The sequence below is a fragment of the Bradyrhizobium sp. 2S1 genome (genome assembly GCF_011516625.5).
Lineage (GTDB): Bacteria > Pseudomonadota > Alphaproteobacteria > Rhizobiales > Xanthobacteraceae > Bradyrhizobium > Bradyrhizobium septentrionale.
In genome coordinates this window covers 9,956,833-9,982,318 of the sequence record NZ_CP147717.1, presented here as the reverse complement: position 1 = coordinate 9,982,318, position 25,486 = coordinate 9,956,833, and the positions used below count along the sequence as shown (strand labels likewise).

27 protein-coding genes and 1 pseudogene are annotated in these 25,486 nt (G+C 64.2%); 15 read left to right on the top strand and 13 right to left on the bottom strand.

Features of this window, described 5'->3' with window-relative positions:
* Positions 1–2: 2 nt before the first annotated feature.
* From purQ to HAP54_RS47405, 4 genes are all read left to right on the top strand, one after another.
* Positions 3–704, top strand: a complete 702-nt coding sequence (gene purQ / locus HAP54_RS47420) for a phosphoribosylformylglycinamidine synthase subunit PurQ (RefSeq protein WP_166206990.1) — start codon at positions 3–5, stop codon at positions 702–704.
* Positions 705–709: 5 nt separating this feature from the next.
* The gene (locus HAP54_RS47415) at positions 710–1,672 is read left to right on the top strand and encodes a tripartite tricarboxylate transporter substrate binding protein BugD (protein WP_166298143.1); all 963 of its coding nucleotides are present in this window, start codon (positions 710–712) and stop codon (positions 1,670–1,672) included.
* A gap of 199 nt (positions 1,673–1,871) precedes the next feature.
* Positions 1,872–2,609: a CDC27 family protein gene (locus HAP54_RS47410; RefSeq protein WP_166298142.1), complete on the top strand. Its 738-nt coding sequence runs from the start codon at positions 1,872–1,874 to the stop codon at positions 2,607–2,609.
* Positions 2,610–2,711: 102 nt separating this feature from the next.
* Positions 2,712–3,089, top strand: a complete 378-nt coding sequence (locus HAP54_RS47405; RefSeq protein WP_210297443.1) for a hypothetical protein — start codon at positions 2,712–2,714, stop codon at positions 3,087–3,089.
* Between the two features lie 63 nt (positions 3,090–3,152).
* On the opposite strand, the pseudogene HAP54_RS47400 reads toward HAP54_RS47405, so the two are convergent.
* Together HAP54_RS47400 and HAP54_RS47395 are read right to left on the bottom strand one after the other, a co-directional pair.
* Positions 3,153–4,129 (bottom strand): annotated as a pseudogene (locus tag HAP54_RS47400) (DMT family transporter).
* A 92-nt stretch (positions 4,130–4,221) separates the two neighbouring features.
* On the bottom strand, positions 4,222–4,695 hold the full coding sequence (locus tag HAP54_RS47395) for a PaaI family thioesterase (protein WP_166298141.1): 474 nt from the start codon (positions 4,693–4,695) through the stop codon (positions 4,222–4,224).
* A gap of 249 nt (positions 4,696–4,944) precedes the next feature.
* On the opposite strand from HAP54_RS47395, the gene purL reads away from it, so the two are divergent.
* On the top strand, positions 4,945–7,164 hold the full coding sequence (purL, locus tag HAP54_RS47390; protein ID WP_166298140.1) for a phosphoribosylformylglycinamidine synthase subunit PurL: 2,220 nt from the start codon (positions 4,945–4,947) through the stop codon (positions 7,162–7,164).
* Between the two features lie 165 nt (positions 7,165–7,329).
* Here the strand turns inward: purL and HAP54_RS47385 are convergent, their stop codons facing one another.
* Positions 7,330–7,590, bottom strand: coding sequence for a GlsB/YeaQ/YmgE family stress response membrane protein (locus HAP54_RS47385; RefSeq protein ID WP_166298139.1), 261 nt, complete (start codon positions 7,588–7,590; stop codon positions 7,330–7,332).
* A gap of 194 nt (positions 7,591–7,784) precedes the next feature.
* On the bottom strand, positions 7,785–8,969 hold the full coding sequence (locus tag HAP54_RS47380; protein WP_166298138.1) for an acyltransferase family protein: 1,185 nt from the start codon (positions 8,967–8,969) through the stop codon (positions 7,785–7,787).
* Positions 8,970–9,162: 193 nt separating this feature from the next.
* Between HAP54_RS47380 and HAP54_RS47375 the strand changes: the two genes are divergently transcribed.
* Positions 9,163–9,336, top strand: a complete 174-nt coding sequence (locus tag HAP54_RS47375) for a DUF1328 domain-containing protein (protein WP_166298137.1) — start codon at positions 9,163–9,165, stop codon at positions 9,334–9,336.
* A 105-nt stretch (positions 9,337–9,441) separates the two neighbouring features.
* Here HAP54_RS47375 and HAP54_RS47370 read toward each other — a convergent pair whose 3' ends face one another.
* Positions 9,442–9,801 carry a DUF427 domain-containing protein gene (locus HAP54_RS47370; protein WP_016843469.1) on the bottom strand — a complete coding sequence of 120 codons (360 nt, stop codon included), beginning with the start codon at positions 9,799–9,801 and terminating at the stop codon, positions 9,442–9,444.
* 187 nt (positions 9,802–9,988) lie between these two features.
* Between HAP54_RS47370 and HAP54_RS47365 the strand changes: the two genes are divergently transcribed.
* Both HAP54_RS47365 and HAP54_RS47360 read left to right on the top strand, forming a co-directional pair.
* Positions 9,989–10,225 carry a BolA family protein gene (locus tag HAP54_RS47365; RefSeq protein WP_016843470.1) on the top strand — a complete coding sequence of 79 codons (237 nt, stop codon included), beginning with the start codon at positions 9,989–9,991 and terminating at the stop codon, positions 10,223–10,225.
* A 30-nt stretch (positions 10,226–10,255) separates the two neighbouring features.
* The gene (locus tag HAP54_RS47360; protein WP_166298136.1) at positions 10,256–11,437 is read left to right on the top strand and encodes a low temperature requirement protein A; all 1,182 of its coding nucleotides are present in this window, start codon (positions 10,256–10,258) and stop codon (positions 11,435–11,437) included.
* 14 nt (positions 11,438–11,451) lie between these two features.
* Here HAP54_RS47360 and HAP54_RS47355 read toward each other — a convergent pair whose 3' ends face one another.
* The 3 genes from HAP54_RS47355 to egtB are packed head-to-tail and all read right to left on the bottom strand — an operon-like array spanning position 11,452 to position 14,157.
* Positions 11,452–11,847 (bottom strand): DUF4345 domain-containing protein, encoded by a 396-nt coding sequence (locus HAP54_RS47355; protein WP_166298135.1) that lies wholly within the window; start codon positions 11,845–11,847, stop codon positions 11,452–11,454.
* Positions 11,848–11,881: 34 nt separating this feature from the next.
* A complete protein-coding gene (egtD, locus tag HAP54_RS47350) occupies positions 11,882–12,850 on the bottom strand; it encodes an L-histidine N(alpha)-methyltransferase (RefSeq protein ID WP_166298134.1) in 969 nt (322 codons plus the stop codon).
* A gap of 53 nt (positions 12,851–12,903) precedes the next feature.
* Positions 12,904–14,157 (bottom strand): ergothioneine biosynthesis protein EgtB, encoded by a 1,254-nt coding sequence (gene egtB, locus HAP54_RS47345; protein ID WP_175619328.1) that lies wholly within the window; start codon positions 14,155–14,157, stop codon positions 12,904–12,906.
* A 293-nt stretch (positions 14,158–14,450) separates the two neighbouring features.
* Here egtB and grxD point away from each other — a divergent pair, with 293 nt between their 5' ends.
* The 6 genes from grxD to HAP54_RS47315 all read left to right on the top strand — a co-directional run bounded on the left by grxD (position 14,451) and on the right by HAP54_RS47315 (position 19,559).
* Positions 14,451–14,783, top strand: a complete 333-nt coding sequence (gene grxD / locus HAP54_RS47340; protein ID WP_166298133.1) for a Grx4 family monothiol glutaredoxin — start codon at positions 14,451–14,453, stop codon at positions 14,781–14,783.
* Complete coding sequence (locus tag HAP54_RS47335; protein WP_166307171.1) at positions 14,780–15,331, top strand: O-acetyl-ADP-ribose deacetylase; 552 nt, start codon at positions 14,780–14,782, stop codon at positions 15,329–15,331. The genes grxD and HAP54_RS47335 overlap by 4 nt, the downstream gene beginning before the upstream one ends.
* Before the next feature lie 49 nt (positions 15,332–15,380).
* Positions 15,381–16,661 carry a serine hydrolase domain-containing protein gene (locus tag HAP54_RS47330; RefSeq protein ID WP_166298132.1) on the top strand — a complete coding sequence of 427 codons (1,281 nt, stop codon included), beginning with the start codon at positions 15,381–15,383 and terminating at the stop codon, positions 16,659–16,661.
* 97 nt (positions 16,662–16,758) lie between these two features.
* Positions 16,759–18,015, top strand: a complete 1,257-nt coding sequence (locus HAP54_RS47325) for a serine hydrolase domain-containing protein (RefSeq protein ID WP_166307168.1) — start codon at positions 16,759–16,761, stop codon at positions 18,013–18,015.
* A 21-nt stretch (positions 18,016–18,036) separates the two neighbouring features.
* On the top strand, positions 18,037–19,047 hold the full coding sequence (locus tag HAP54_RS47320; protein WP_166298131.1) for a serine hydrolase domain-containing protein: 1,011 nt from the start codon (positions 18,037–18,039) through the stop codon (positions 19,045–19,047).
* A gap of 11 nt (positions 19,048–19,058) precedes the next feature.
* Entirely contained in the window at positions 19,059–19,559 is a 501-nt protein-coding gene (locus HAP54_RS47315; protein WP_166298130.1) for a hypothetical protein, read from the top strand.
* A 36-nt stretch (positions 19,560–19,595) separates the two neighbouring features.
* Here HAP54_RS47315 and HAP54_RS47310 read toward each other — a convergent pair whose 3' ends face one another.
* From HAP54_RS47310 to HAP54_RS47290, 5 genes are all read right to left on the bottom strand, one after another.
* Positions 19,596–20,663, bottom strand: a complete 1,068-nt coding sequence (locus tag HAP54_RS47310; RefSeq protein ID WP_166298129.1) for a threonine aldolase family protein — start codon at positions 20,661–20,663, stop codon at positions 19,596–19,598.
* Between the two features lie 92 nt (positions 20,664–20,755).
* Positions 20,756–21,373: a 30S ribosomal protein S4 gene (rpsD, locus tag HAP54_RS47305; RefSeq protein WP_029081651.1), complete on the bottom strand. Its 618-nt coding sequence runs from the start codon at positions 21,371–21,373 to the stop codon at positions 20,756–20,758.
* Between the two features lie 270 nt (positions 21,374–21,643).
* Entirely contained in the window at positions 21,644–21,886 is a 243-nt protein-coding gene (locus HAP54_RS47300) for a hypothetical protein (protein ID WP_175619327.1), read from the bottom strand.
* A gap of 189 nt (positions 21,887–22,075) precedes the next feature.
* Positions 22,076–22,465 (bottom strand): cupin domain-containing protein, encoded by a 390-nt coding sequence (locus HAP54_RS47295; protein WP_166206948.1) that lies wholly within the window; start codon positions 22,463–22,465, stop codon positions 22,076–22,078.
* A 417-nt stretch (positions 22,466–22,882) separates the two neighbouring features.
* The gene (locus HAP54_RS47290) at positions 22,883–24,217 is read right to left on the bottom strand and encodes an IS1182 family transposase (protein WP_166296518.1); all 1,335 of its coding nucleotides are present in this window, start codon (positions 24,215–24,217) and stop codon (positions 22,883–22,885) included.
* A 704-nt stretch (positions 24,218–24,921) separates the two neighbouring features.
* Here HAP54_RS47290 and HAP54_RS47285 point away from each other — a divergent pair.
* Positions 24,922–25,158: a hypothetical protein gene (locus HAP54_RS47285; RefSeq protein WP_165128707.1), complete on the top strand. Its 237-nt coding sequence runs from the start codon at positions 24,922–24,924 to the stop codon at positions 25,156–25,158.
* Positions 25,159–25,486: the final 328 nt, after the last annotated feature.

The window sequence follows — 25,486 nt, the reverse complement described above, 5'->3', positions numbered from 1 at the left end:
CGATGAAATCAGCCGTCCTCGTCTTCCCTGGCATCAACCGCGAGCGCGACATGGCGCGCGCGCTGAAGCTCGCCTCCGGCAATGAGACCGCGATGGTCTGGCACGCCGAAACCGCGCTGCCCAAAGGCACCGACCTCGTGGTGGTGCCCGGCGGCTTCTCCTATGGCGACTATCTGCGCTGCGGCGCCATCGCGGCGCGCGCGCCCGTGATGGACGCGGTGCGCGATTTTGCCGCCAAGGGCGGGCTCGTGCTCGGCGTCTGCAACGGATTCCAGATCCTCTGCGAGTCCGGGCTGCTGCCGGGCGTGCTGATGCGCAATGCCGGGCTGAAATTCGTCTGCCGCGACGTGCATATGAAGGTCGAACGCTCCGACACGCCGTTCACCCGCGGCTACAATGCCGGCCAGGTGATCCGGGTGCCGGTGGCGCATGGCGAGGGCAATTACGAGGCCGACGAGGAGACGTTGAAGCGGCTCGAAGGCGACGGGCGGGTGCTCTACCGCTACTGCTCTGCCGATGGCGTAGTCGACGAGGCCTCCAACTTCAACGGCGCCGCGCATTCGATCGCGGGCATCGTCAACGAGCGCGGCAACGTGCTCGGCATGATGCCGCATCCGGAGAACCACGTCGAAGAGATCATGGGCTGCACCGATGGCCGCGGCCTGTTCGCGGGCCTGGTCCAGCAGTTCGAAAAGGCGGCGTAACGACAATGCTGCGCCGGTGGTGCGTTGCCGCGGCTGCGGCGCTTGTGCTTGCGACGGCGGCACACGCCCAGGACTTCCCGAAGCGCCCGATCACGATGATCGTGCCGTTCGCGGCAGGCGGCACGTCCGACGTGATCGCCCGCGCGGTGGCCGACCAGATGGGCACCGCGCTCGGCCAGACCATCATCATCGAGAATGTCGGCGGCGCTGGCGGCTCGACCGCGCTGACCCGCGCGGCGCGCGCCGAGCCGGACGGCTACACGATCGCGATCGGCAATGCCGGCACCAATGCCGCGACCTACACGATCTATCCAAAGCTGCCGTTCACGCCCGACTCCTTCGCGCCGATCGCGATGGTCGCCAAGACCTTCGGCATCGTCGCGCTGCGCAAGGATTTTCCGGCCAGGGACCTCAAGGAATTCATCGACTACGCGAAGACGAATCCCGGCAAGATCAATCTCGGCCATGCCGGCGTCGGCTCGTCGAATTACCTGATCTGCAAGAGCTTCGTGCATGCCGCCGGCGTCGACGTGCAACTGGTCGGCTATCGCGGCGCGGCGCCGGCGCTGACCGATGCGATCGGCGGCCAGATCGACGGCGTCTGCGATGCCGCGGCCTCGGTGTCGCAGGCGATCGACGACAAGCTCGTGAAAGCGGTCGTGGTCGGCTCGACGGTGCGGCTCGCCTCGCTGCCGGAACTGCCGACCTCGACCGAGGCCGGTCTGCCCGAGTTCGAGGCGCAGGGCTGGAACGGGCTGTTCGCGCCGAAGGGGACCCCGCCAGAGATCATCGCCAAGCTGAACGCCGCCGCGCGCACCGCGGTCGCGAGCGAGGCGGTGAAGAAGCGGTTCGTCGATTTGTCGACGGTCGCGCCCGACGCCAACGAGCTCGCGCCCGAGGTGCTGCAGCAACTGGTGACGCGCGACGTCGCGAAATACCGGGCGCTGCTCGCGGACGACCAGAAATAGCGGCTTCGCGCCGCGCCTTCGGTGCGCTGTGCCATGAACCTGCCCGGTTCCGTCTGAGACCAATCCAGCATAGCGGCTTCCGCTTCACGATCTCTTCACGCTAAGTCGGCCGGCGCAACAACCGAGGATTGTCGCAGCGTGAAGGGCACGTTATGACGGAGGCGATTTGGATGAACTGTCCGCTTCGCGGGGATCCGCAATGCCTGTTGCATTGGTCATATTGCTGCTCGACATCTCGCTGATCTATCACGCCGCGCGCACCGGGCGCCTGCAGCCCTGGGCCTTCATCATCCTGATGGTGCCGCTGATCGGCGCGCTCGCCTATATCGTCGTCGAGCTGATCCCGGAATGGTGGGGCGGACCGGGCGCCGCGCAGGCGCGCAAGCGCGTCGCCAACCGGCTCGATCCGGAGAAGCGCTATCGCGAACTGTCGGACCGGCTCGCGACATCCGATACCATCGCCAACCGCGCGGCGCTGGCCGCTGAGTGCCAGAATGTCGGGCGCTTCGAGGAGGCCGAGAGCCACTACGACCGCGTCCTGGGCCTGCCGCAGGGCGACGATCCCGCCTACGCGCTGGCCAAGGCGCAGGCCCAGTTCGCCCGCAAGCAGCCGGCCGAAGCACTGGCGACGCTCGACGCCCTGCGCGAGCGCTGGCCGGATTTCGAGTCCGCCGAGGGGCATCTGCTCTATGCCCGCTCGCTCGCCGAAATCGGCCGGCTCGATGAGGCGCTGGCGGAATATCAGGCGGTCACGCAGTATTTTCAGGGCGCGGAGGCGCGGGTCCGCTACGGCCTGTTGCTGCAGCTGGTCGGCCGCACCGGCGAGGCGCGCATGGTGTTCAACGAGCTGTTGATCCAGATGCGGCGCGCGCCGAAATATCTGCGCGATGCCCAGGCCGAGTGGCTCTCGATTGCCGAGAAGCAATTGTCGGCGTGAGCGGCCCCAGACCCTTCGTCTCGATCGCAGGCCCTGATAAGATCATCGCCGCCGTCAGGCGAGGGCACCAAGCCTTGGCGGGCGTAACGTAATGGCGGCCCCTTGAGCGAAGATTCGGAATTCATCGCGCTAACGACACTGTTGAACCGAATTCCGGCCATCAAGGGGCGGATCGGGACAGGACGCGACGACGCGGCTTGGTCGGTTAAATTCGTTATCGATATCTCCGATCCGCTTGCTTGGCGCGTGGTCCAAGAACTTGGGCATGTTCTCAATTACCTGTCGCTGACAGAGCGCCTTCCGACTGTCTTCATGCCGGTGTCGCCACCGCCGTATCTCAATGGCGGACCTGCCGACTTCCTTTCGTGGGTAATCGAGTGTCGAGATCGCCGGCTCTCCCCGCAATCACTCGCAGATTGCCTTGCCGGTCGATTGCCAAATCCGATCGATGATCGGAGCACCTGGAGTATCGACGAATAGGTCCGCCAAGGCAGAGTTCTGGATGGGCCATTGCCGGGACACACATCCGTTAGATTCGATCCACTAGAACTTTCGCAACCACCGCTTGATGGCCTCGGCGGGCACCGTCATCGCGGCGACGCCGGCCATCACAAGCACGAGGCCGAGCGCCAGGTTCGACGGCACCGATTCGCCGAGCAGCAGCACCGACAGCGCGACGCCGATCGGAATCCGCAGATAACCCTGCGCATTGGTGGTGAGCGTGCCGAGCCGGGTCAAGCACATGTAGAACAGCATCAACCCGAACGCGCTGGAGAAGATGCCCATGACGACGGTTGCGACCAGCGCCTGCGGCGTCGGGTGCAGCGTCCAGGGATGGTCGACGATCAGGGCGACCGGCAGCAGCACGGTGCCGCCGAACAACAGCGAGCCGGCCGCGACCACCATCGGATCGTAATCCGACAGCCGCAGTCCGAAGATCGTGGCGCAGGCGAACGAGACGGTCGCGAGCAGGATCGCGATCTCGGCAAAGATCTCCTTGCCGAAGCCTGAGAGCGCGTCGAGGCCGATGATCGCGACCGTGCCGCGAGGCCGAGGATCGCGCCGACCAGCTTGAGCAGCGAGGCCGGCTCGTGCCGCGTGATCGCCCAGGTGATCAGGAAGGCGAAGATCGGCGTCGTCGAGGCCAGCACTACGGTGTTGGAGGCCGGCACATAGAGCTGCGCCCAGGTGATCACCAGGAACGGGATCGTCGAGTTGATGGTCTGCTGGAAGGCGAACAGCTTCCACGCCTTGAGGTCGGTCGGGATGCGGATGCCGCGGATCCGCAGCACCACGAGCAGGAAGGCTGCGGCGACCAGTGAGCGCGCCGAGATGAAGGTGACCGGCGGGATCGAGCCGAGCCCGATCTTGGTCAGCGGATAGGTCGAGCTCCAGCAGCAGGCCAGCGCCACGAGCAGCGCATAGTCGCGCCAGCCGCGTGCGCCCGGCGCAGACGTCGACGGAGTGGGCGTGATCGCGGGAGCCGTCACGCCGCCCGTCTTCGCTGTGCTCTTCGGCACCTTGATTGGCTCCCTTCGCGCCTTGGCGGGCGAGGACACTGATACTTCGGGACCGGTACTGGAGCCAGAGGCTTGCCGACGCAGCCAATGCGTCAACCGGCAGCCGCCGCCTTGCGCTTCACCCGCTTGATGGTGCCGGAGAAGGTGAACAGCGGCCGCTCGGCCGACGTCAGCATGCCCCGCACGAAGATCAGCGACATGCCGGCGCGGGTGACTTCGCCGGTGCATTCGATCAGGTCGCCCTCGCGGGCCGCGTCGAGGAACTCCGAGGCGAACGACACCGTGACGCCGGGGCCCTGGAGCACCGAGCCGGCCAGCGCGAACAGGCAGTAATCGGCAAAGGTCATGAAGCAGCCGCCATGGACATTGCCGGAGCCGTTGAGGTGCCTCTTGGCGACCCGGAACGCGCAGCTGATGCGGCCGTTCTCGTCCATGCGGTGGTAAAAGGGGCCGGTATGGGTCTCGAAATTGTCCCGGGTCCAGGTTCGCCAGCCGGCGAATTCGCCCTCGGTTTCGACGTGCAGGTCGGGGCGGCGGTTGAATGCGGTTTTGGCGAGCTCGTTCACGAAATATAGCCTTCAATTATCGGGTTCGGGTCCTTAAATCCGATCCATCCCCATTGTGCAAATCCCGCACCCCGCGGGGCGCAGCGTTTTCGCGCGAAGTGGGCACCGGTTTGCGCGTAGAAAACGCGTCAAAACAGAAATCCAGAGCCCCGTCGCGCGGGGCTCTGATCGCCGCAAAGCTCTGGACAGGCCGAAAATGCCCCGTAAAAGGCCTTTTCGCCCCCGTTCGATCTACCTATTAAGGGACCCATGAACGCCCCCAAGAACGAGCCCCAGATCACCCTCGAACTCGTCGCCGCCCACGGGCTGAAGCCGGACGAGTACGAGCGCATCCTCAAGCTGATCGGGCGGGTTCCGACCTTCACCGAGCTCGGCATCTTCTCGGCGATGTGGAACGAGCATTGCTCGTACAAGTCGTCCCGGATCCATCTGCGCGGCCTGCCGACCAAGGCGCCCTGGGTGATCCAGGGCCCCGGCGAGAATGCCGGCGTGATCGATATTGGCGACGGCCAGGCCGTGGTCTTCAAGATGGAGAGCCACAACCACCCGAGCTACATCGAGCCGTACCAGGGCGCCACCACCGGCGTCGGCGGCATCCTGCGCGACGTCTTCACCATGGGCGCGCGGCCGATCGCCTGCCTGAACGCGCTGAGCTTTGGCGCGCCCGAGCATCCCAAGACCCGGCATCTGGTGTCCGGCGTGGTGGCGGGCGTCGGCGGCTACGGCAATTCGTTCGGCGTGCCGACGGTCGGCGGCCAGGTCCGCTTCCACACCCGCTATGACGGCAACATCCTGGTCAACGCGATGGCGGTGGGCCTCGCCGATGCCGACAAGATCTTCTATGCGGCGGCCTCCGGCGTGAACATGCCGATCGTCTATCTCGGCTCCAAGACCGGCCGCGACGGCATCCACGGCGCCTCGATGGCCTCGGCCGAGTTCGACGACGCCTCCGAGGAGAAGCGGCCGACCGTGCAGGTCGGCGATCCCTTCGCCGAAAAGCTGCTGCTGGAAGCCTGCCTCGAGATCATGGAAAAGGGTTGCGTGATCGCGATCCAGGACATGGGCGCGGCGGGCCTGACCTGCTCGGCGGTCGAGATGGGCGCCAAGGGCGACCTCGGCGTCGACCTCGACCTCGACGCGGTGCCGACCCGCGAGACCGGCATGAGCGCATACGAGATGATGCTCTCGGAGAGCCAGGAGCGCATGCTGATGGTGCTCAAGCCCGAGAAGGAGCAAGAGGCCGAGGCGATCTTCCGCAAATGGGGGCTCGATTTCGCCATCGTCGGCTACACCACGCCGAGCAAGCGCTTCGTCGTCAAGCATGGCGGCGACGTGATGGCCGATCTACCGATCAAGGAGCTCGGCGACGAGGCGCCGGTCTATGACCGTCCGCACGTCGCCTCGACTGCGCTGCCGGTGATCCGCGGCCAGGACGTCAAGCCGCCGCTCGGCATCGCCGAGGCGCTGGAAAAGCTGATCGGCACGCCCGAACTGTGCTCGAGGCGCTGGGTGTGGGAGCAGTACGACCACGTCATCTTGGGCAATACCATGCAGCGTCCCGGCGGCGATGCCGCCGTGGTCCGGGTCGAGGACGGACCGAAGGGCCTCGCGCTCACCGTCGACGTCACGCCGCGCTATTGCGAGGCCGATCCGTTCGAGGGCGGCAAGCAGGCGGTCGCCGAAGCCTGGCGCAACATCACCGCGGTCGGCGGCCGGCCGCTCGCGATCACCGACAATCTCAATTTCGGCAATCCTGAGCGGCCCGAGATCATGGGGCAGTTCGTCGGCTGCCTGAAGGGCATTTCGGAAGCCTGCCGCGCGCTGGACTTCCCGGTCGTCTCCGGCAACGTCTCGCTCTACAACGAGACCAACGGCCGCGGCATCCTGCCGACGCCCTCGATCGGCGGCGTCGGTCTGCTCGACGACTTCACCAAGTCGGCGACCCTGGCGTTCAAGGCGGCGGGCGAGGCGATCCTCCTGGTCGGCGATACCCAAGGCTGGCTCGGCCAGTCGGTCTATCTGCGCGACGTCTGCGGTCGCGAGGAGGGCGCTCCGCCGCCGGTCGATCTCGCCACCGAGAAGCGCAACGGCGACGTGGTGCGCGGCATGATCCACGCCGGCACCGCGACCGCGGTGCATGACGTCTCCGACGGCGGCCTCCTGATCGCGCTCGCCGAGATGGCGATCGCAAGCGGCATCGGCGCGCAGCTCCTCGCCGCGCCGTCATCGATTGTCCCGCATGCCTACTGGTTCGGCGAGGATCAGGCCCGCTACATCGTCACCGTACCGGCGGCCGACGCAGGCCTCGTGCTGGCGAAGATGAAGGGGGCCGGCGTGCCCTGCGCGCGCATCGGCACCACGGGTGGCGATGCCATTGCCGTCGCCGGCGAGCCGCAGGTCTCGGTCGAGAACCTGTCGCGCGCGTTCGAGCACTGGCTGCCGAACTACATGCACAGCACGGCCGCCTGATCCGGGCGGAGCAGGCGCTGCAACGTCAAGCGAACAAGACCTCAATAGCGCGATGAACCCATCATCGCGCTATTTTTCGTTCAAGCACGATCGCTTCGGATCGCGCTTCAGCTCGTTGTTCATGATCTTTTCGGAAAACCGCTTCGCACTTTTCCGGATCATGCTTTAGGTCGCACCGCGGATCGCGCGCCAGGCAAAGATGATCACGCAGGCGCCGATGAATCCGGCAACGAGATAGCCGATCCATCCTCCGCCGAGCGACACGCCGAGCAGACCCAACAGCCAGTTCGCGAGCGCGGCGCCGACGATGCCGAGGATGATGTTCATGACGATGCCGGTTCCGGTTTTCATGAACATCTCGGCGAGCCAGCCGGCCAATCCGCCGACGATGATGGCGGCGATCCATCCAACTTGAGGGTCGTTCATCCCTGGGACTCCCTGAGGTCAATCAGCCCGGCGAGCATAAACGAGAATCGCCCGGCGGCATGTGACCAAAGGCAGGTTGCGCGCAAATTCCGGTTCACAACCCGCCTGCTGCAACGCACTGAGTCCGCGGCTGATGCGCGCCGGCCGCGCACCAACGAGCGAGGTCATGATGCGATCACGCATCATGGCCGAAGCTACAGCACGTAATTGGCGCCCGGCAGCTTGCGCAGCGCGGCGGTGGCGGCCCAGCTCAGCGCCACGGTGGCGAAGAACGCGATCGCAGCCTTGGCGATCGCCGGCAGGTCGAAATCAAACAGCCAGTATTGCAGCCACAGCACGATCGGATAGTGCACCAGGAACATGCCGTAGGCATCCCCCTGCATGCGGTCGAGCAGCGTCGGCCCGCCGTCTCTCGATTGCAGGAAGTAGGCCAGGATCGCGAACAGGATCGAGGCGCTGAACAGCACGTAGAAGCTGCCGTAGATCGCAAGATACCAGCCCGGCAGCGGATCGGGGTTACCGATGATTTCGCGCTTGATGTAGATCATGACCCACATCATGCAGTAGGGAATCAGCGTGATGCCCGTCCAGAACCAGCGCCGCTCGGTCAGCCGTCCGTGCGCGCCGAGCACGCCGTTCTCGAAGTTGGCCGCCCCGATCCCCGCGCCAATGAAGAAATAGGACGCATACAGCAGCACGCGGCTCGCCTGCACCGAAAACGGTCCGAGTTCGAACCAGTAGTTCTGGCCGTAATGGACCAGCATGGGCAGGTAGGCGGCGGCACTGACGACGACGAGGAAGAGCCAGAACTTCGAGGGACGTTCGAATCCCATGATCGAGAGACGGTTGATGGGATCGAGCAGATGCGGCGACACCCGGTACAGCAGGCTCGCCGTCAGGTCGAAGGTCATCAAGACGTAGACGAACCAGATCGGGCCGCTCGGCCACGGCCCGAACGTCATGGTCTTCCGCCAGAATTCAGAGAAGGTTACCTCTGGCGTCGCGCGTAGCGCGATCGCGTAATAGGCGATCGGAATCACGGTGACCGCGCAGATCACGAACGGCAGGCCGAGCCGCAGCAGCCGGTCGCGCAGGAAGATCAGCCACGGCTTGCGGCCGAGCCCCGGCCAGACGAACAGCCCCGACAGCAAGAAGAACATCGCCATGAAGAAGCTGTCGGTGGCGAGCACCACGCAGTCGAAGCCGATCCAGGATGTCGGGTCGGTGTGCCCGAAATGGGTGTAGGGGATCACCGCGTGATGCAGCAGCACGACCAGGGTCAGGAAGGTGCGCGCACGGTCCAACGCGACGTTACGCTTGTGGAGCTTCGGTGCTGCCTGGATGTCGACGGCCGGAGCCGCGTGAGCAATCGATTTCATGGTGCCCCCAGCCGGGTCTGCACCCGGATGTTGCAGCCGGGAACTCGATTCAGCAAGGCCCAATTGTCTTGCTTCCCGGGTGTCGAGGTCGGTCATTTCAGCGGATCTGTTTCGTTTTTGGAACTGTGATCGGGAGCGGGCGTTACCGGGAGAACAGGCGGCCGTGCGGACGCGCGGTAATGAGGAGCAAGCAATGACACTTCTGAAATGGGCGCTGATCTTTCTTGTTGTATCGATCATCGCGGGCTTGCTGGGCTTCACCGGCATTTCCGCCGCGTCCGCCGATATCGCCCGCTTCCTGTTCTACGTGTTCGTCGTGATCTTCCTGGTACTCCTGGTCCTCGGGCTCACGATCTTCAGAGCCTAGCGGAGATCCGGCCGAACACTGTCGTCGTCATGCCCGGGCGAGGCCCGGGCATTTACGTTTTTCAGGCTTGGATGACGCGAGGCGCTTGCGGCAGCCGAGACGGCCTTAGGCCACTTCCTCGATCTTCACCTTGTCCGGATAGAACGCCAGATGGCCAGCAATCTCGGTCATGGCCGGAAACGGCTCCTCATAGGTCCAGATCGCGTTGTCCAGCGTCTTGCCATTGGCCTTGATGCTGAAATAGCTCGCGTCGCCCTTATAGGGGCAATGCGTGGTCCGCTCGGTGCGGGTCAACAGCTCCATGTTGGCGTCCTGCCGGGGGACATATTGCACGGCAGGATAGCTTGCTTCCTTCAGGGTCAGCGCATGGGTCGTCTCGGCGATCACGACGCCGTCGGCGGTGACGCGGACGCGCTTGGCATTGGGCGTGATCGTGATCGGATGGTCGGGGCCGGGGAGCTTCATGATTCTGCGCCTCTTCTGGTCATTTCGGCGTGATGGCTTGTGACCGATTGATGCAGGTTTAATTCGCTGGGAATGGGAATATAGTGTGCCCGGGATGACCTAGAAGACCCCAAGCGCCAGGTTTTATCCTAGGTTTTACCTTGGCCGAGCCGGCCTGATTCGAACGACCTGACGGAGGTGGACTGGGATGCCGATGGACGCCCGTGATATCGAATCGATGATCAAGGCAGCGATCCCCGATGCCGAGGTGACGATCCGCGATCTGGCCGGCGACGGCGACCACTATGCGGCCACTGTCATATCCGAGTCATTCCGCGGCAAGTCCCGTGTCCAGCAGCACCAGATCGTCTACCAGTCGCTGAAGGGCCAGATGGGCGGCGTGCTGCACGCGTTGGCCCTGCAAACCGGCGTGCCGGAAGGCTAGCCCCCGGCAACCGGGCGGGGGCCCCAAGCGATGGCAGATAATCCGCGCGGCGCGATGTTTCGCGTCATCGTGCCGAACCAGCCCAGCCGCGTCACCAATGCCGAGCTGTTCTTCGATCTCGTCTTCGTCTTCGCCGTCACGCAGCTGTCGCATACGCTGCTGCACCACTTCACCCCTTTGGGGGCGGTGCAGGTCACGCTGCTGTTCCTCGCGGTGTGGTGGGTGTGGGTCTACACCACCTGGGTCACCAACTGGCTCAATCCGGACCTGACGCCGGTCCGCCTGCTGCTGTTCGTGCTGATGCTGGGCGGGTTGTTGCTGTCGACCTCGATACCGACCGCCTTCGAGGGCCGCGGGCTGTGGTTCGCCGGCACCTATGCGGCGATGCAGGTCGGCCGCACCGCGTTCTGGCTGCTGGTGACGCCGCGGCGGCGGACGGCGGTGCGCCACAATGCGATCCGCATCCTGACCTGGCTGTCCTGCTCAGCCGTGCTCTGGGTTCTCGGCGGCTTCGCCGAGCACGAGACGCGGATGTGGCTGTGGATCGCGGCGCTGACAATCGAATATGTCGCGCCGGCCGCCCGGTTCTGGACCCCGGGACTCGGCTTCTCCTCGATGGAGGCCTGGTCGGTCGAGGGCGGCCACATGGCCGAACGCTGCGCCGGGTTCATCATCATCGCACTCGGCGAGGCCATCGTGGTCGATGGCGCGACCTTCGCCGAATTGACCTGGACGCCGGAGAACGTCGCCGCGTTCATCTCGGCGCTGGTCGGCAGCATCGCGATGTGGTGGATCTATTTCCACAAGGGCGCCGAGGCCGGCTCGGAGATGATCTCGAAATCCGAGCAATCCGGCCGCGTGGCGCGGATCGCCTACACCTATCTGCACATGCCGATCGTCGGCGGCATCATCCTCACCGCGGTCGCCGACGAGCTGGTGCTCAAGCATCCTGGCGGACACTCCGATTTGAAGACGATCGTGAGCTCGGTCGGCGGTCCCGTGCTGTTCCTGGTCGGCACCATCCTGTTCAAATTCGTGATCCGCAACTTCCTGCAGCTCTCGCACGGCGTCGGCCTCATCGCGCTGGCGATCACCGCCTATTTTGCTCACGACATGTCGCCACTGGTGCTCTCGCTCGTCACCACCGCGATCATAATCATGGTCGCGGCCTGGGAGTCGATCTCGCTGCGGTCGACGGAAGGCGAGGCGTAGGGGCGCGGTCCGCGCTACCTGCGGGTGGCGGTCGCCACCCGATGCTGCCAATAGACGAACAGCGGCGCGCCGATCAATTCGAGCGCGGTGAAGCCGATGAACGGGATCGGCGGGGCGCCGACCATCACGATCGACAGCAGCCGGCCGACGCCGCCGAGGAAGATGCCGCCCCAGACCACGCGGAACAGCACGCTCTCGCTTTCGATGCGTGGCACCAGCCAGATCAGCGCGAGACCAAGGCCGAGCCAGACCCCACCGAAGAAGCGCAGATTGCTGTCCAGCACCGGCAGCGCCGGGACGCCCGACGAGGCGTAGAGCGGGTCGCTGACGCCGAGCATCGTGATGATGCCGGTCAGGATCGGGGCGAGGGCGAGCAAGCCCGTTGCGATCTGCAGCCCGCGCCTGCCCATGGTCGTTGCCCCATCCCCTCGGTTCTGGTCCTGGCTAATCGGCGACCAGTGCGTGCACCGAGAACATCGTGTTGGCGTCGGTCCAGCTGTTGCGCACCGTCCAGCCGGCGCTGCGGGCCAGCGCGGTGAAACGCTCGAGCGAGTATTTATAGCTGTTTTCGGTGTGAATGCTCTCGCCGGGGCGGAATGCGAAGGTGTTGCCGAGGATGCGCACGGTCTGCGCCTTGCGGCTGATCAGGTGCATCTCGATGCGATGGCGGTCGCGGTTGTAGATCGAGCGGTGGGTGAAGCCCGAGAGGTCGAAATTGCCGCCGAGCTCGCGATTGATCCGCACCAGCACATTGAGGTTGAAGCGCGCGGTGACGCCGGCCGCGTCGTTATAGGCGTCGTACAGCACGCGCTCATCCTTCTCGAGGTCGACGCCGATGATCATCTGCGCGCCGTGGCCGAGGATTTTTCGCGCGCTGCGCAGGAAGGCCAAGGCCTCGCTCGGCTCGAAATTGCCGAGCGTCGAGCCCGGGAAGAAGCCGACCTTCGGCAAGGTGGCGACGGCCTCGGGCAACGCGAACGGCGTGGTGAAATCGGCTGCGACCGGGTAGATGCCGAGACCGGGGAAATCCTTGCGCAGGCCATCGGCCTGGGCCTTGAGGAAATCGCCGGAGATGTCGACCGGCACGTAAGCGCCGAATTCGCAATGCTCGAGCAGCAGGCGCACCTTGGTGGTCGCGCCGGCGCCGAACTCGACCAGCGCAGCACCTTCCGGAATGATCGCGGCGATCTCGTCGCCGCGGTCGCGCAGGATGCCGAGCTCGGTGCGCGTCGGATAATATTCCGGCAGCACCGTGATCTGCTCGAACAGCTCCGAGCCGGTGGCGTCGTAGAAATATTTCGGCGACAGCCGCTTCGGGTGGCGGGCGAGATCGCCGATCACATCGCCGGCAAACGCCGAGGTCGCTTCGTCGAACGGATACGCTTTGGCCAAAGCGGCGGCATGCACATTCATGATACTCTCCCGAACGCGCTTACCGGCGCGATATTGATGTCGACAGGACTCAATCAGGCATAGTCGGCGAGGCGTAACCCCGTGAATTGCCAGCGATGGTGCGGATAGAAGAAGTTGCGGTAGGTGACACGGCTATGACCTGATGGCGTCGCCAGCGACGAGCCGCGCAGCACCAGCTGGTTGACCATGAACTTGCCGTTGTATTCGCCGAGCGCGCCCTCGATCGCGCGATAGCCCGGGTACGGCGAATACGAGCTGCGGGTCCACTGCCAGACGATGCCATAGGCATCGTTGAGCAGGCCGGCGCGGGCAGCGACCTCCCATTCCATCTCGGTCGGCAGGTGCTTGCCGGCCCAGCGGGCGAAGGCGTCGGCCTCGTAATAGCTGACATGGCAAACCGGGGCTGCCGGATCGATCGGCTGCAGGCCGCCCAGCGTCATGATCTTCCATTTGCCGTCGATCTCGCGCCAGTGGCCGGGCGCCTGCCAGCCCTCGTTGCTCACGGTGCCGAAGCCGTCCATCAGCCACAGCGTGGCGGTGGAATAGCCGCCGTCCTTCATGAAGGCGAGCCAGTCGGCATTGCTGACGAGGTTCTTGGCGAGCTTGACCGGACCAACCAGAGCGCGATGCGCGGGCTTCTCATTGTCGAAATGAAAGCTGTCGTCGGCGTGGCCGACGGTGTGGATGCCTTCGTTCAGCGTCACCCATTCCTCTGTGCCGCGCTGCGATGCCGGGAAGCGCCAGGCCGGATCGTAGGCCGGCGGCATCGGGTTCTGGGCGAAGGCATGCAGGATGTCGGTGACCATCAGCTCCTGATGCTGCTGCTCGTGATTGAGGCCGACCTCGACCAGCGGCACCAATGCCTCGAGCTTGTCCGCTGCGGCGGTCTGGAAGAATTTCACCACTTCGGCGTCGACATGGCAGCGGTAGGCGGTGACTTCGTCGGCGGTCGGTCGGGTCAGATGGCCGCGCTGGTGGCGGGCGTGCCGGGGACCGGCGCTGACATAATAGGAATTGAACAGATAGGCGTAGTCCGGGTGGAACGGCGTGTAGCCCTTGACGTGCTCGCCGAGCAGAAACTGCTCGAAGAACCAGGTCGTATGGGCGCGGTGCCACTTGGCGGGGCTCGCATCCGGCATCGACTGGATCAGCTGGTCTTCCGCGGACAGCGGCGCGGCCCGGCGCTCGGTCTCGTCACGGACCGCGCGATAGGCATCCACCAGGCGCTGGGCTGACGACCCGGATTCGGAGGACAATGACGGGGAGGCGCCGGGAATGGCGGCCGCGGCAGAGGCTGGTTTCGTCAACGATGGTCTCCGATTCAAGGGGAGAACGTTGCTTCGGCAAACTGGTTCCAGACGGACAGTTCGTCCTAGATAGGGGTTCGGTTACAGGAAAAAAGCCTCCCCCATGATGGTATTGGGATCGTCAGGTAATCCCGGCCCCTTTTGGGGCGCCGCCCGGCTCCTGCCGCATGCCAGATTTCCGCCATTTTGCTTTGGATGCACAATGGTTTGAGCTACATATATAGCCAGTCACGGGTTAGAAGGGCGGGCCGGTCCGTTAGGGCTTGAGAGCGCCGCCCCCGAAGGAAGCGAAAATGAGCATCGAGCAATTCATCGACAACGAAGTGAAGGCGAACGACGTCGTGCTGTTCATGAAGGGCACGCCGCAATTCCCGCAGTGCGGGTTTTCCGGTCAGGTCGTGCAGATCCTCGACCACATCGGTGTCGGCTATAAGGGCCTCAACGTTCTTGAATCGGCCGAGCTGCGCGACGGCATCAAGGTCTATTCGAACTGGCCGACGATTCCGCAGCTCTATGTGAAGGGCGAGTTCGTCGGCGGTTGCGACATCATCCGCGAGATGTTCCAGGCCGGTGAATTGCAGCAGCTGTTTGCCGACAAGGGCATCCCGGTCGACGTGGTTGCCTGACCTTGAGCGCGCGCCAGATCGGCAAGGCGCGGCTCGACGTCATCGTTACCGACATCACGACCCTGCGCGTTGACGCCATCGTCAACGCGGCCAATTCGTCGCTGCTCGGTGGCGGCGGCGTCGACGGCGCGATCCATCGCGCTGCGGGCCCGGAGCTGCTCGCCGAATGCCGCACCCTCCATGGCTGCAAGACCGGTGATGCCAAGATCACCAAAGGGTATGAGCTGCCTGCCAAGCACGTCATCCATGCGGTCGGCCCGGTGTGGAATGGCGGCACCCAAAACGAGGACGCGCTGCTCGCATCCTGCTATCGCCGCGGCATCGAGCTTTGCCACGCCAACCGTCTCGGCTCGGTCGCATTTCCTGCCATCTCGACCGGCGTCTACCACTTCCCGCCGGACCGCGCCGCCGGTATCGCGGTCAAGGCGGTCGTCGATACCCTGGCGGCGGCACCCGACCTCACGCATGTGATCTTCTGCTGCTTCTCGGTCCAAAGCGGCGAGCTTCATCAGAAGGTCCTGGACACCCTCGGTAGCCCTTGTGCCTGATGATACCGCCGCTACACTTCCTTGTGATTTTCGGGGAGGGATAAACCGTATGAGTTTATTTGGATTTTGGCGGGCGGTCGCGGCCGCCGCGCTGTTGCTTGCGGCGCCGCTGGCCCGCGCCGAGGGCACCTATGAGATTCCGGCGGGTGCGCATTTCAATCCCGACAAGCTCGCCAAGATCGGCGAATTCTTCAAGAACGAGGTCGCGACCGGAAAGATTCCCGGCGCCATCGTCCTGATCCAGCAGCACGGCAAGCCAGTGTATCACGAATCCTTCGGCGTGCAGGACGTGGTCAGCAAGGCGCCGATCACGGACAAGACCATCTTCCGTCTGGCTTCGATGACCAAGGCGATCACCGCCGTGGTGTCGATGCAGCTTCTGGAGGATGGCAAGTACAAGCTCGACGATCCGGTCTCGAAATACATCCCGTCCTTTGCCAATATGAAGGTCGGCGTCGAGAAGAAGGCCGAGGACGGCACCAAGACGCTCGAGCTGGTGCCGCTGGAGCGGCCGATCACGATCCTCGACCTGATGCGGCACACCTCCGGCATCACTTACGGCTTCTATGGCGATAGCCTGGTCCGCAAGGCCTACAAGGAAGCCAACATCTATGGCGGCGATTTCGACCTCGCCGAATTCGCCGAGCGGATCGCCAAGCTGCCGCTGCACAACCAGCCCGGCGCGCTCTGGCAATACGGCCATTCCACCGACATTCTGGCCCGCGTGATGGAAGTGACGACCGGCAAGCCGCTGCTGACGATCGAGCGCGAGAAGCTGCTCGATCCGCTCGGCATGAACGACACCCGCTTCTTCGTCACCGATCCCGAGAAGCAGAAGCTGATGGCCGAGCCGATGCCGAACGACAGCGATTTCCGGGTCGGCCGGGTCAACGATCCGACCAAGGTCAAGAAATGGGAGTCCGCCAGCGGCGGCATGGTCTCGACCATGGCGGATTATTCGCGCTTCGCGCAGATGCTGCTCAATGGCGGCACCCTCGACGGCAAGACCATTTTGAAGCCCGAGACATTCAAGCAGCTGACGACCGACCAGGTCGGCCCGGGCTCCGGCGTCGGGCGCGACGTTTTCTACTTCCCCGGCGACGGCTTCGGTTTCGGGCTCGGGATCGGGGTGCGCACCGATCCCGGCAACGCCAAGCCGCCGCCGCCCGGCGATCTCGGCGAACTGAAATGGGATGGCGCCAGCGGCTGCTATTTCGTCATCGACCGCAAGCAGGACTTCTTCTTCATCCTCCTGGAGCAGACGCCGACCGAGCGCCAGCGCGTCCAGCGGACGCTGAAGCTGCTCGTCTATGAAGCCATGGAAAACTAGAGCGTTTTCGAGCGAAGTGGATACCGGTTCGCGTGGAGAAAACGCGTCAAAACAAAGGAACAAGAGCATGACCGGATTCAACCGGTCATGCTCTTACATGCGTGGGTGCCGCGCAGTCGTCGCGGCACTCGCGGTCGCGTTCGTCGCAACGGGTGCGAAGGCCGGCGCCGCGGGGCCGGCCGCGCACAGCTTCTCGCCGGAAGGCCTCGCCAAGGTCTCCGACTATGTCAGGAACGAGATCGTAACCGGCAAGATTCCCGGCGCGATCCTGCTGCTGCAGCAGCACGGCAAGCCGGTCTATTACGAGAAGTTCGGGGTTCGCGACGTCGCCACCGAGCTCTCGATGAGCGCGGATACCATCTTCCGCCTCTATTCGATGTCGAAGCCGATCACCACCGTCATCGCGATGATGCTGGTCGAGGAAGGCAAGCTCGCGCTCAGCGATCCCGTGTCGAAATACATCCCGGCCTTTGCCGGCATGAAGGTCGGCGTGGAAAAGCGCGGCGATGAGGGCAAGGCGACGATGATGCTGGCGCCGCTCAAGCGTCCCGTCACCATCGAGGACCTGATGCGCCACACCGCCGGCCTGCCGTACGGCTATTACGGTATCGTGAACACGACCTACGCCGATGCTGGCCTGTTCAACAACGATCCCGACAATGCCGAGTTCGTGGCGCGGCTCGCGGCGCTGCCGCTTGCTGAGCAACCCGGTACGCAATGGGACTACGGTCATTCCACCGACGTGCTCGGCCGCATCATCGAAGTGATCACAGGGAAATCCCTGTTTCAGGTCGAGAAGGAGCGGCTGCTCGGTCCGCTCGGGATGAACGAAACCGCGTTCTATGTCGCCGACCGCGCCAAATGGCCGCTGGTCGCCGAGCCGATGCCGAAGGATCGCACCATCAGTCCGGTGGCCGAAATTCGCGACCCGCGCAAGCCGCTGCGCTGGGAATCCGGCGGTGGCGGGATGGTCGGCACCATCGGCGACTATGTTCGCTTCTCGCAGATGCTTCTCAACGGCGGCAGCTGTGACGGCCGGCGCTATCTGAAGCCGGAGACCATCGCGCTGATGGCGTCGGACCATATCGGTCCGGAGACCGGGGTCGTGCGCGACAAGAACTATTACCCGGGTCCGAACTCCGGCTTCGGCCTAGGCTTCGCGGTCCGCACCTCGGTGCCGCCGAACACGTCGTGGCCATTGGGCGAGTATCGCTGGGACGGTGTCGGGGGCACGTTCTTCTTCATCGATCCCGCAGACGATCTGTTCGGAATCTTCATGGTGCAGACGCCATCACAGCGCGGCCGGATCCAGCAGGAGCTCAAGCTGCTGATCTACCAGGCGATGGGGCGCTAGAGGTGGTGGGCGGAGGTGGTCATGCAGGCAATGACATTCACCTTCCGCAAGCTCATCCTGGTGGCCGTCACGCTTGCCGCGGTGGCCGCGTGTCGGCCCGTTCTGGCCGAAGAACGGGGTGATGCCGACGTCGTGCAGCGGATCGACCACGTCGTAAACGGCCTGAGGACGGCGATCGTCGTCGATGGCGATGCGCCGATGACGTTGTCCGATCGCATGAACGAACTGCACGTTCCCGGTGTCAGCATCGCGGTGATTCATGGCGGCGCCATCGAATGGGCGCGCGGTTTTGGCTCTGTCGCCATCGGCGGTCCGCCCGTGGTGCCGGAAACGCTGTTCCAGGCGGCCTCGATCAGCAAACCGGTGACCGCCATTGCCGCGCTCGCGCTCGTTCAGGCCGGCAAGCTCGATCTCGATGCCGACGTCAACGTCGCGCTCAAGAGCTGGAAGATCCCGCACCATCCGTATTCCCAATCCCAGGTGACGGTTCGGCGGTTGCTGAGCCATACGGCCGGAACGAACGTGCCCTTCTACCCGGGCTATCAGGCCGGCCAGCCGGTCCCCTCGCTTGTCGAGATCCTCGACGGCAGGCCGCCTGCGAACACTGCGCCCGTTCGGGTCGAGCACGAACCCGGCAAGCAGACTGAATATTCCGGCGGCGGCTACACGATCGTCCAGCAATTGCTCATCGACGTGACGGGGCGGCCGTTTCCGGCGCTGCTCGATGACATTGTCTTCAAGCCGCTCGCCATGACGCATTCCAGCTTCGCGCAGCCATTGCCTGCGGCTCGTTTGCCGATGGCCGCGACGCCGTACCGGGCGGACGGCGCGCCGGTGCCCGGAGGGGCGCATGTCTATCCCGAGCTGGCCGCGGCGGGATTATGGACGACGCCGAGCGATCTCGCCCGTCTCTTGCTCGCCATGCTGGATTCGTTGGCCGGTCGGAGCAATCCCGTTCTGTCGCAATCGATGACGGCCGAGATGCTTTCGCCGGTTCTGGGCAGTGCCGACGGGCTCCCCCCCCCGGGATAGGACGACGTGGGATGGGCTGGCTGGTTCGCGGCTCGGCGCCCAACCGGCAATTCTGGCACAACGGGGTGAACGAGGGCTTCATCGACACCATGGTCATTTTCGAGAATGGCGATGGCGCTGTTGTCATGACCAACGGCTGGGGCGGGCGGATCCTCGTCGACGAAATCCTGCGCAGCATCGCGGCCGAGTACGGCTGGCCGGATCGTCAGGCCAAGGTCGGGAAGCTCGCCACGGTGAGCCCGCAGGCGCTGGACCGTCTGGTCGGGACCTATCGGTTCACGCCCGAATTTTCGAATTTTCGATCCACGTACAAGAGAGGGAGATCGCCTGTTCAGCGAGGCGACAGGGCAGGAGCGGCGCGAAATCTTCGCCGCCAGCGATCGCGAGTTCTTTTTCAAGGTCGTCGATGCCGTGCTGTCATTCGACACGGACGGTCAGAACGCGGCAATGCAAGTGACCCTTCACCAGGAAGGAACCGATTACGTCGGAAAGCGGTTGCCGTAGTCTGGTAGCCCGGATTTTGTGGAGCTCCATCCGGGCTGTGGGGGCTACGCCGCGCGCACGATGTCCCTGACGTGGCCGATCATCTCCTCGATCATCGCCGCCGTGACATCGAGATGCGTGCAGGCCCTGATCCGGCCATCCATCATCGCCAGCGTCACGCCGCGCTTGCGCAGCTCGGCGACCATTTTGTCGCCTGATACGCCGGCGCCGTCAGGCTTGAAGAAGACTAGGTTGGTCTCCGGCGCCTGCACGGCGATGCCGTTGATCTGCGACAGCCCGCGCGCCAGCGCCCGTGCATTGGCATGGTCGTCGGCGAGGCGGTCGACGTGGTGATCGAGTGCATGGATGCAGGCGGCGGCACAGACGCCGGACTGCCGCATCGAGCCGCCGAGCCGCTGCTTCCAGCGCCAGACGTCGTCGATGAAGGCGCGGGTGCCGGCGATCACGCCGCCGATCGGCGCGCCGAGGCCCTTGGAGAAATCGATCCAGGCGGAATCCCAGCCCGCGGTCATGTCGCGCGGCGAGATGCCTGACGCCACGGTCGCATTCAGCAGCCGCGCGCCGTCCATATGGGTGATAAGGCCGTGCGCCTTGGCGATGCTCACGACCTCGTCCAGCGCGGCCTTCTTCCAGATCGTGCCGCCGCCGATATTGGCGGTCTGCTCGACGCTGACGAGCACCTGCGGCGGCTGGTAGCGGGTGCGCGGATGCAGCGCGGCGCGGAAGGCGTCCGGCGTGAACTGGCCGTCGTCGCCCGGGAGCTGCGTGATCTGGAAGCCGCCGAGCGCCGCATGCGCGCCGCCCTCGCGTGCGATGATGTGCGCGGTGGCGTGCGCCAGGATCTCGTCGCCGGGGCGGCAATAGGCCAGCGTCGCCGCGACGTTGCACATCGTGCCCGACGGCATGAACACCGCGGCCTCCTTGCCGAGCAGATCGGCGACGCGGGCGCAGAGCTCGTTGGTGGTCGGATCGTCGCCGACCTGCTCGTCGCCGACCTCAGCCTTCGCCATCGCCTCGCGCATCGCCGGCGTCGGCCTGGTCTGGGTGTCCGACAGCAGGTTGATGCGGACGGGCGGCGCCTTCGGATCGGGCGGGGCAGGGGTGTAGTGCATGGTGTCTCTCTCGGTCGATGTGCGCTGACTTTAGCCAAACAAAAAGGCCCCGGCAAAACCGGGGCCTTTCGGATCTCGCATGCGTGCCGTGATCAGCGCGAATAGAATTCGACGATCAGATGCGGCTCCATCTGCACCGGGAACGGCACGTCGCCGAGCGCCGGGATGCGGGCGAACTTCGCGGTCATCTTGCCGTGATCGACCTCGAGGAAGTCGGGCACGTCGCGCTCGGGCAGCTGGGCGGCTTCCAGCACCGGGGTGAGCTGCTTGGAGGCTTCCTTGACCTCGATGCTGTCGCCGACCTTCAGCTTGTAGCTGCCGATGTTGACCTTGCGGCCGTTCACCTTGACGTGGCCGTGGTTGATGAACTGGCGCGCGGCGAACATCGTGGCGACGAACTTGGCGCGGTACACCACGGTGTCGAGACGGCGCTCCAGCAGGCCGATCAGGTTCTCGCCGGTGTCGCCCTTCAGGCGGCTGGCTTCGACATAGATGCCGTGGAACTGGCGCTCGGAAATGTTGGCGTAGTAGCCCTTGAGCTTCTGCTTGGCGCGGAGCTGCACGCCGAAGTCGGAGAGCTTGCCCTTGCGGCGCTGGCCGTGCTGGCCGGGGCCGTATTCGCGGCGGTTCACGGGGCTCTTCGGGCGGCCCCAGATATTCTGGCCCATGCGGCGATCGATCTTGTACTTCGCCTCACTGCGCTTTGTCATCGCGTCCTCTTTGTATAGCCGTCGCACCCTGGCGCCCGGCGTTTTGTCAGTTTCAGGTTTGAGGAGACGCGCCCTCCTGTGTACCGGCCAAAAGGCCTGTACCGACAGGTTCGCCTCGAAAGCTCGGGGAGAACCACGGGTCGCGAAACGCATCGCGGGCCGAAACCGGCCCGCGAGCAAGGGTGGTCTTAAGGAGAAAGTCCGGGTCTGTCAAACAAAACGCGGGGCGGTTTGGGCCGAATCGACGCCAAAATCGGCTGTTTTCGCCCCTCAAAGCCTGGTTGCCGCCGCCCGGACCGGCCGAGTGCCGGTTTCCGGCCGGATCGTGCCCAATTCGGGGGCAATCACGCTGCCCAATACCTGCTCGAGCCGGGCCAAGGTCCGGGCGATCAGGGCCGCGTCGCAGACCAGATGGTCCCAGCGCAGCACCACATCGACGGTGTGATCCGGCTTGATCACGCCATAGCTCAGCAGGAATGGGCCCGGGCCCAGCGCGCAATTTACCCGGGCCATAGGCCGCGACCGAGGTCACGCCGAAGCTGCCGCAGAAATTGGCGCGCTGCCGGCCGAAATTCAGCCCGATCGCCCAGGCCAGCAAGTCCCTGTAAACCGGCAAAGTATCGATATCCGGCGAGCTCAAGTTGTCGCTCGCCGTACCTGAAGTTCAGATGAACCAACTGGCGGTAAGCCAATTGGTTCTGCTCACGGCGCCGGTTTTGCCAGGGGCTCGCCGGCCTTGACCACGTAGACCCCGAGCACCTTGAGCGGCTTGTCGCCGGAGGCCTTGGCGTCGTGCACCGCACCTTCCGGGATCTGGTAGGAATCGCCCGCCTTCACTTTCAACGGCGGCTGGCCGTCGATCACAAGTTCGAGCTCGCCTTCGAGCACATAGCCGGTTTCAGCACCGGGATGGCTGTGACGCCCCGACGCGCCCCCGGCCGGAACCTCGGCGATCGCGGTCACCGTGTTGTAGCCCGCCGGGAAATCGACCTTTTGCAGCGGCGTGCGCTTGATGCCGCTCTGCTGCGCAACAGCAGCGCCGGCACCGGCAAAGGCGATCACGGTGAGACCAATCAGCAATTTCCTGAACATGCATTTTCTCCCAAGGCGCCAAAGCCTAGCAGCGCGGACTCGCGGCGGAAAGCCTGCGAAGTGTGATGTGCGCTTGCGACGTTCGGATAAGTCCGTTCATCTCGCGGCGCGAACCACCCGAGTTTCTGCATCATTTGTCCGCCCTCGATTATCAGAGGGCGCAGGGAAAGCCAGGTGCCGATCGCACCCATGGGTCCCGTGCAACAAAAAGCACGGGAGGTAGGACCACAGGTGTAACCGGGAACTCCGGCTTTCCCCGCGCGATGGGGTACGGCTTATACGTGCTCTCCCCTGCGAGACTGGGCTTGCTTGTCACCGCCCTCGCAAAACGCTTTCGCATATTGCGACGAGACACCTGCCGCTAGGAGCCCGTCCAGATATGTTTTCGTGACGGGCATTTGTTGTAGAGTAGCAGGCTCAGGCTGCGTTTGCGAGGTTGAACAGCTTGAGGAGGTTATGGACGGTGCAGATCATTGTCCACTCGGCGCGCACTTTCTCGATGCCCCGCAACAGGAACTGGCGGAAGCCTCTTGCCTGTTTGATCTGCCCGAACACCGGCTCCACCACTTGCTTTCGCAATCGGTAGGGTGTTTCGAAGCCGCCATCGTCGATCTTCTTTCGCATGGCCTGTGTCAGCGGGCCGCCGACTTTTCCGTTCGCTACTGTCGGGTGCTTGGCGCGTCCGGGCGCGACATAGCCATCGATGCTGCGTGTGTCGAGCGCTTCGAGATTGGCTTCGCTGCAGTAGCCGGAATCCGCTGAGGCCTGCCGCGGCTTGCGGCCAAGATTGCTCTCGATGGCCTCGATCAGGGGCACCAACTGGCCCTGATCGCTGCCGTGCTGGGTCAGTTCTTGCGCGACAATGATCTGGGCATGTGCATCGACGGCCGCCTGGGCATTATAGGCCTGAACGAAGCCATCCTTCGACTTCATGATGCGGCTTTCCGGATCGGTGAAGTTGCGTTGCGCCTTGGGATTGGGTTCCTCCGATGGCAGCGCCGCCGGTTTGCCCGGCTTCTTGCGGCCTTCGGCCTGGCGCTGCTGTTCCTTTTCGGCCTCGATGCGGCGCTCTTCCTCCGCCGCCAGTTTGGCGTCCGCTTCCAGCGCCGCCATCGCTTGCTGGATCTTCGCCAGCCGTTTCTGCTTGTCGACGGTCCAGTCCGGCAGTTCGTCGCTGTTGCCGAAAGTATCATCCTCCGAGGCATCCGCCGCCTCGGCGGCCGCCAGCATGCGAGCGACCTCGGCCTTCAATTCCGCCTCGCGCTTCTTCATGCGCTCATAACTCATCGCCTTGTGTTTCGACGCGTTCGCCTTGATCTTCGTACCATCCAGCGCGACATGACCGAGCTTGACCAGCCCGGCCGTCTCGCACAACTTCAGAACCTGCACGAATAGCGCGCCGAGCGCCTTCAAATGTCGCTTGCGAAAGTCGCTGATCGTCCGAAAATCCGGCGCATCCAGCGCCACGATCATCACAAAATCGTTCCGCTCCCGGCAGGCCTTGGCAATCCGACGCGACGAATACAGCCCACTCGCATAGCTATGCAGCAGCAGCGCCACCATCATCCGCGGATCAAACGGCGGCTGCCCAAGCCCGCTCACATAGCTGCCCATGATCTCCCTGAGATCGAGGCTCTCCCGCACCAGATCAACCATAAACCGCGAGACATGGCCTTTCGGCACGAAGTCCTGCACATTCGGCGGCAGAAGCAGCGTCTGATCGATGTTCCAAGGCCGAAAATACTTGCTCATCGCCCAATGTTGAATCAGACCCGACCAGATTTGAACAGCGACTATCCAGACAAGCTCCTAGGGCGTCAGGACCACACGGCCTGATGTCCAGCCCCTTCACCGCATGAAAAATGTGGGCTTTTCAATACCTTGGAAAACAGCAGGGACCGAGCGGGTGGCTCAGGCCCCGTTTAGGCCCCAGCACAGATCAGTTTGAAGGCTGAGCCGATCTGGCCTCAGCTGAGCCGATCTGGGCCGCCTTGGCCTCCGCCGCCGCGATGCGCCGCCCCTGTTCAGCTGGAATCAGCACCGCCAGCTTCTGAAAGCGAGCGCGCTAACGTGCCTGACGGCATCGCCTCGGTGCGGCCACCCTTCCTAAATTTACCTTGCGCGGTAATTCTAGCCGCTGGAGCGCCGCGCGGTGCCTTCGGCACCTTGCCGATCTCTTCTCCGATCGGCACACTCCGCGCGCAGGCGTATCTCGCAGGCCTATCGCTCCGCTTCGATGTTGTGCGTCTTAGCAGCGGAACGAACAAGCGAAGCGCCGATCTCGCTGACGCACGAGGCGCTAAAAACGCGCTGCTCGTTCTCTTATCTGAAAACAACTTCCATCGAGCCCAACTGGCCTCGCTTGGCCTTATCTGTTTGCTTGCACAAAATTGGCCGCAGCGAGATGCTTGCGTGAGGCGGTGCAGTACGCCGCATGATGCCAGAGGATAACGACGATGGCACGCTCCCGCGAAGCAAACAGCAAGAAGTACGCAGCTGTGCCGAGGCTGAGTTACAGCGTTGATGAATTTTGCACCGCGATGAACATCAGCCGGTCCTTGTACGAAAAAATGAAGCGAGCCGGTTGGAATCCGCGCGAGATGCGGATCGGCAAGGCCGTGCGGATCAGCAAGGAGGCCGCCGCGCAGTGGATCATCGAGCGCGAGGGCATGAGCAGGCCGGACGCTGCCTGAACAAACGGGAGACCCCAGAGGCCACGGCCCCTTGGGGCAGAACTACTTCATCGGCGGGCATGCCGGACATCAACGCGCGGTCCTGTCAACGGGAGACACCGAACAGGTACTGCCAACGCTTTCGCCCCTTGCGTCTATCGCGACGGCTTGAAGCGCTGAACAGCGGCATTGCTCCCATGCCCAACATCATCCCTTTTTCCACATATCCAAACAAAAGGCCCCGGAGGGGAATCCGGGGCCCTGAACTGTTCTGACCGTTGGCGCGGTCAGACCGAGCAAGCCAGAACCCTCCGTCTATGCCGCGCCCCTGAAAATTCCAAGTGGGACA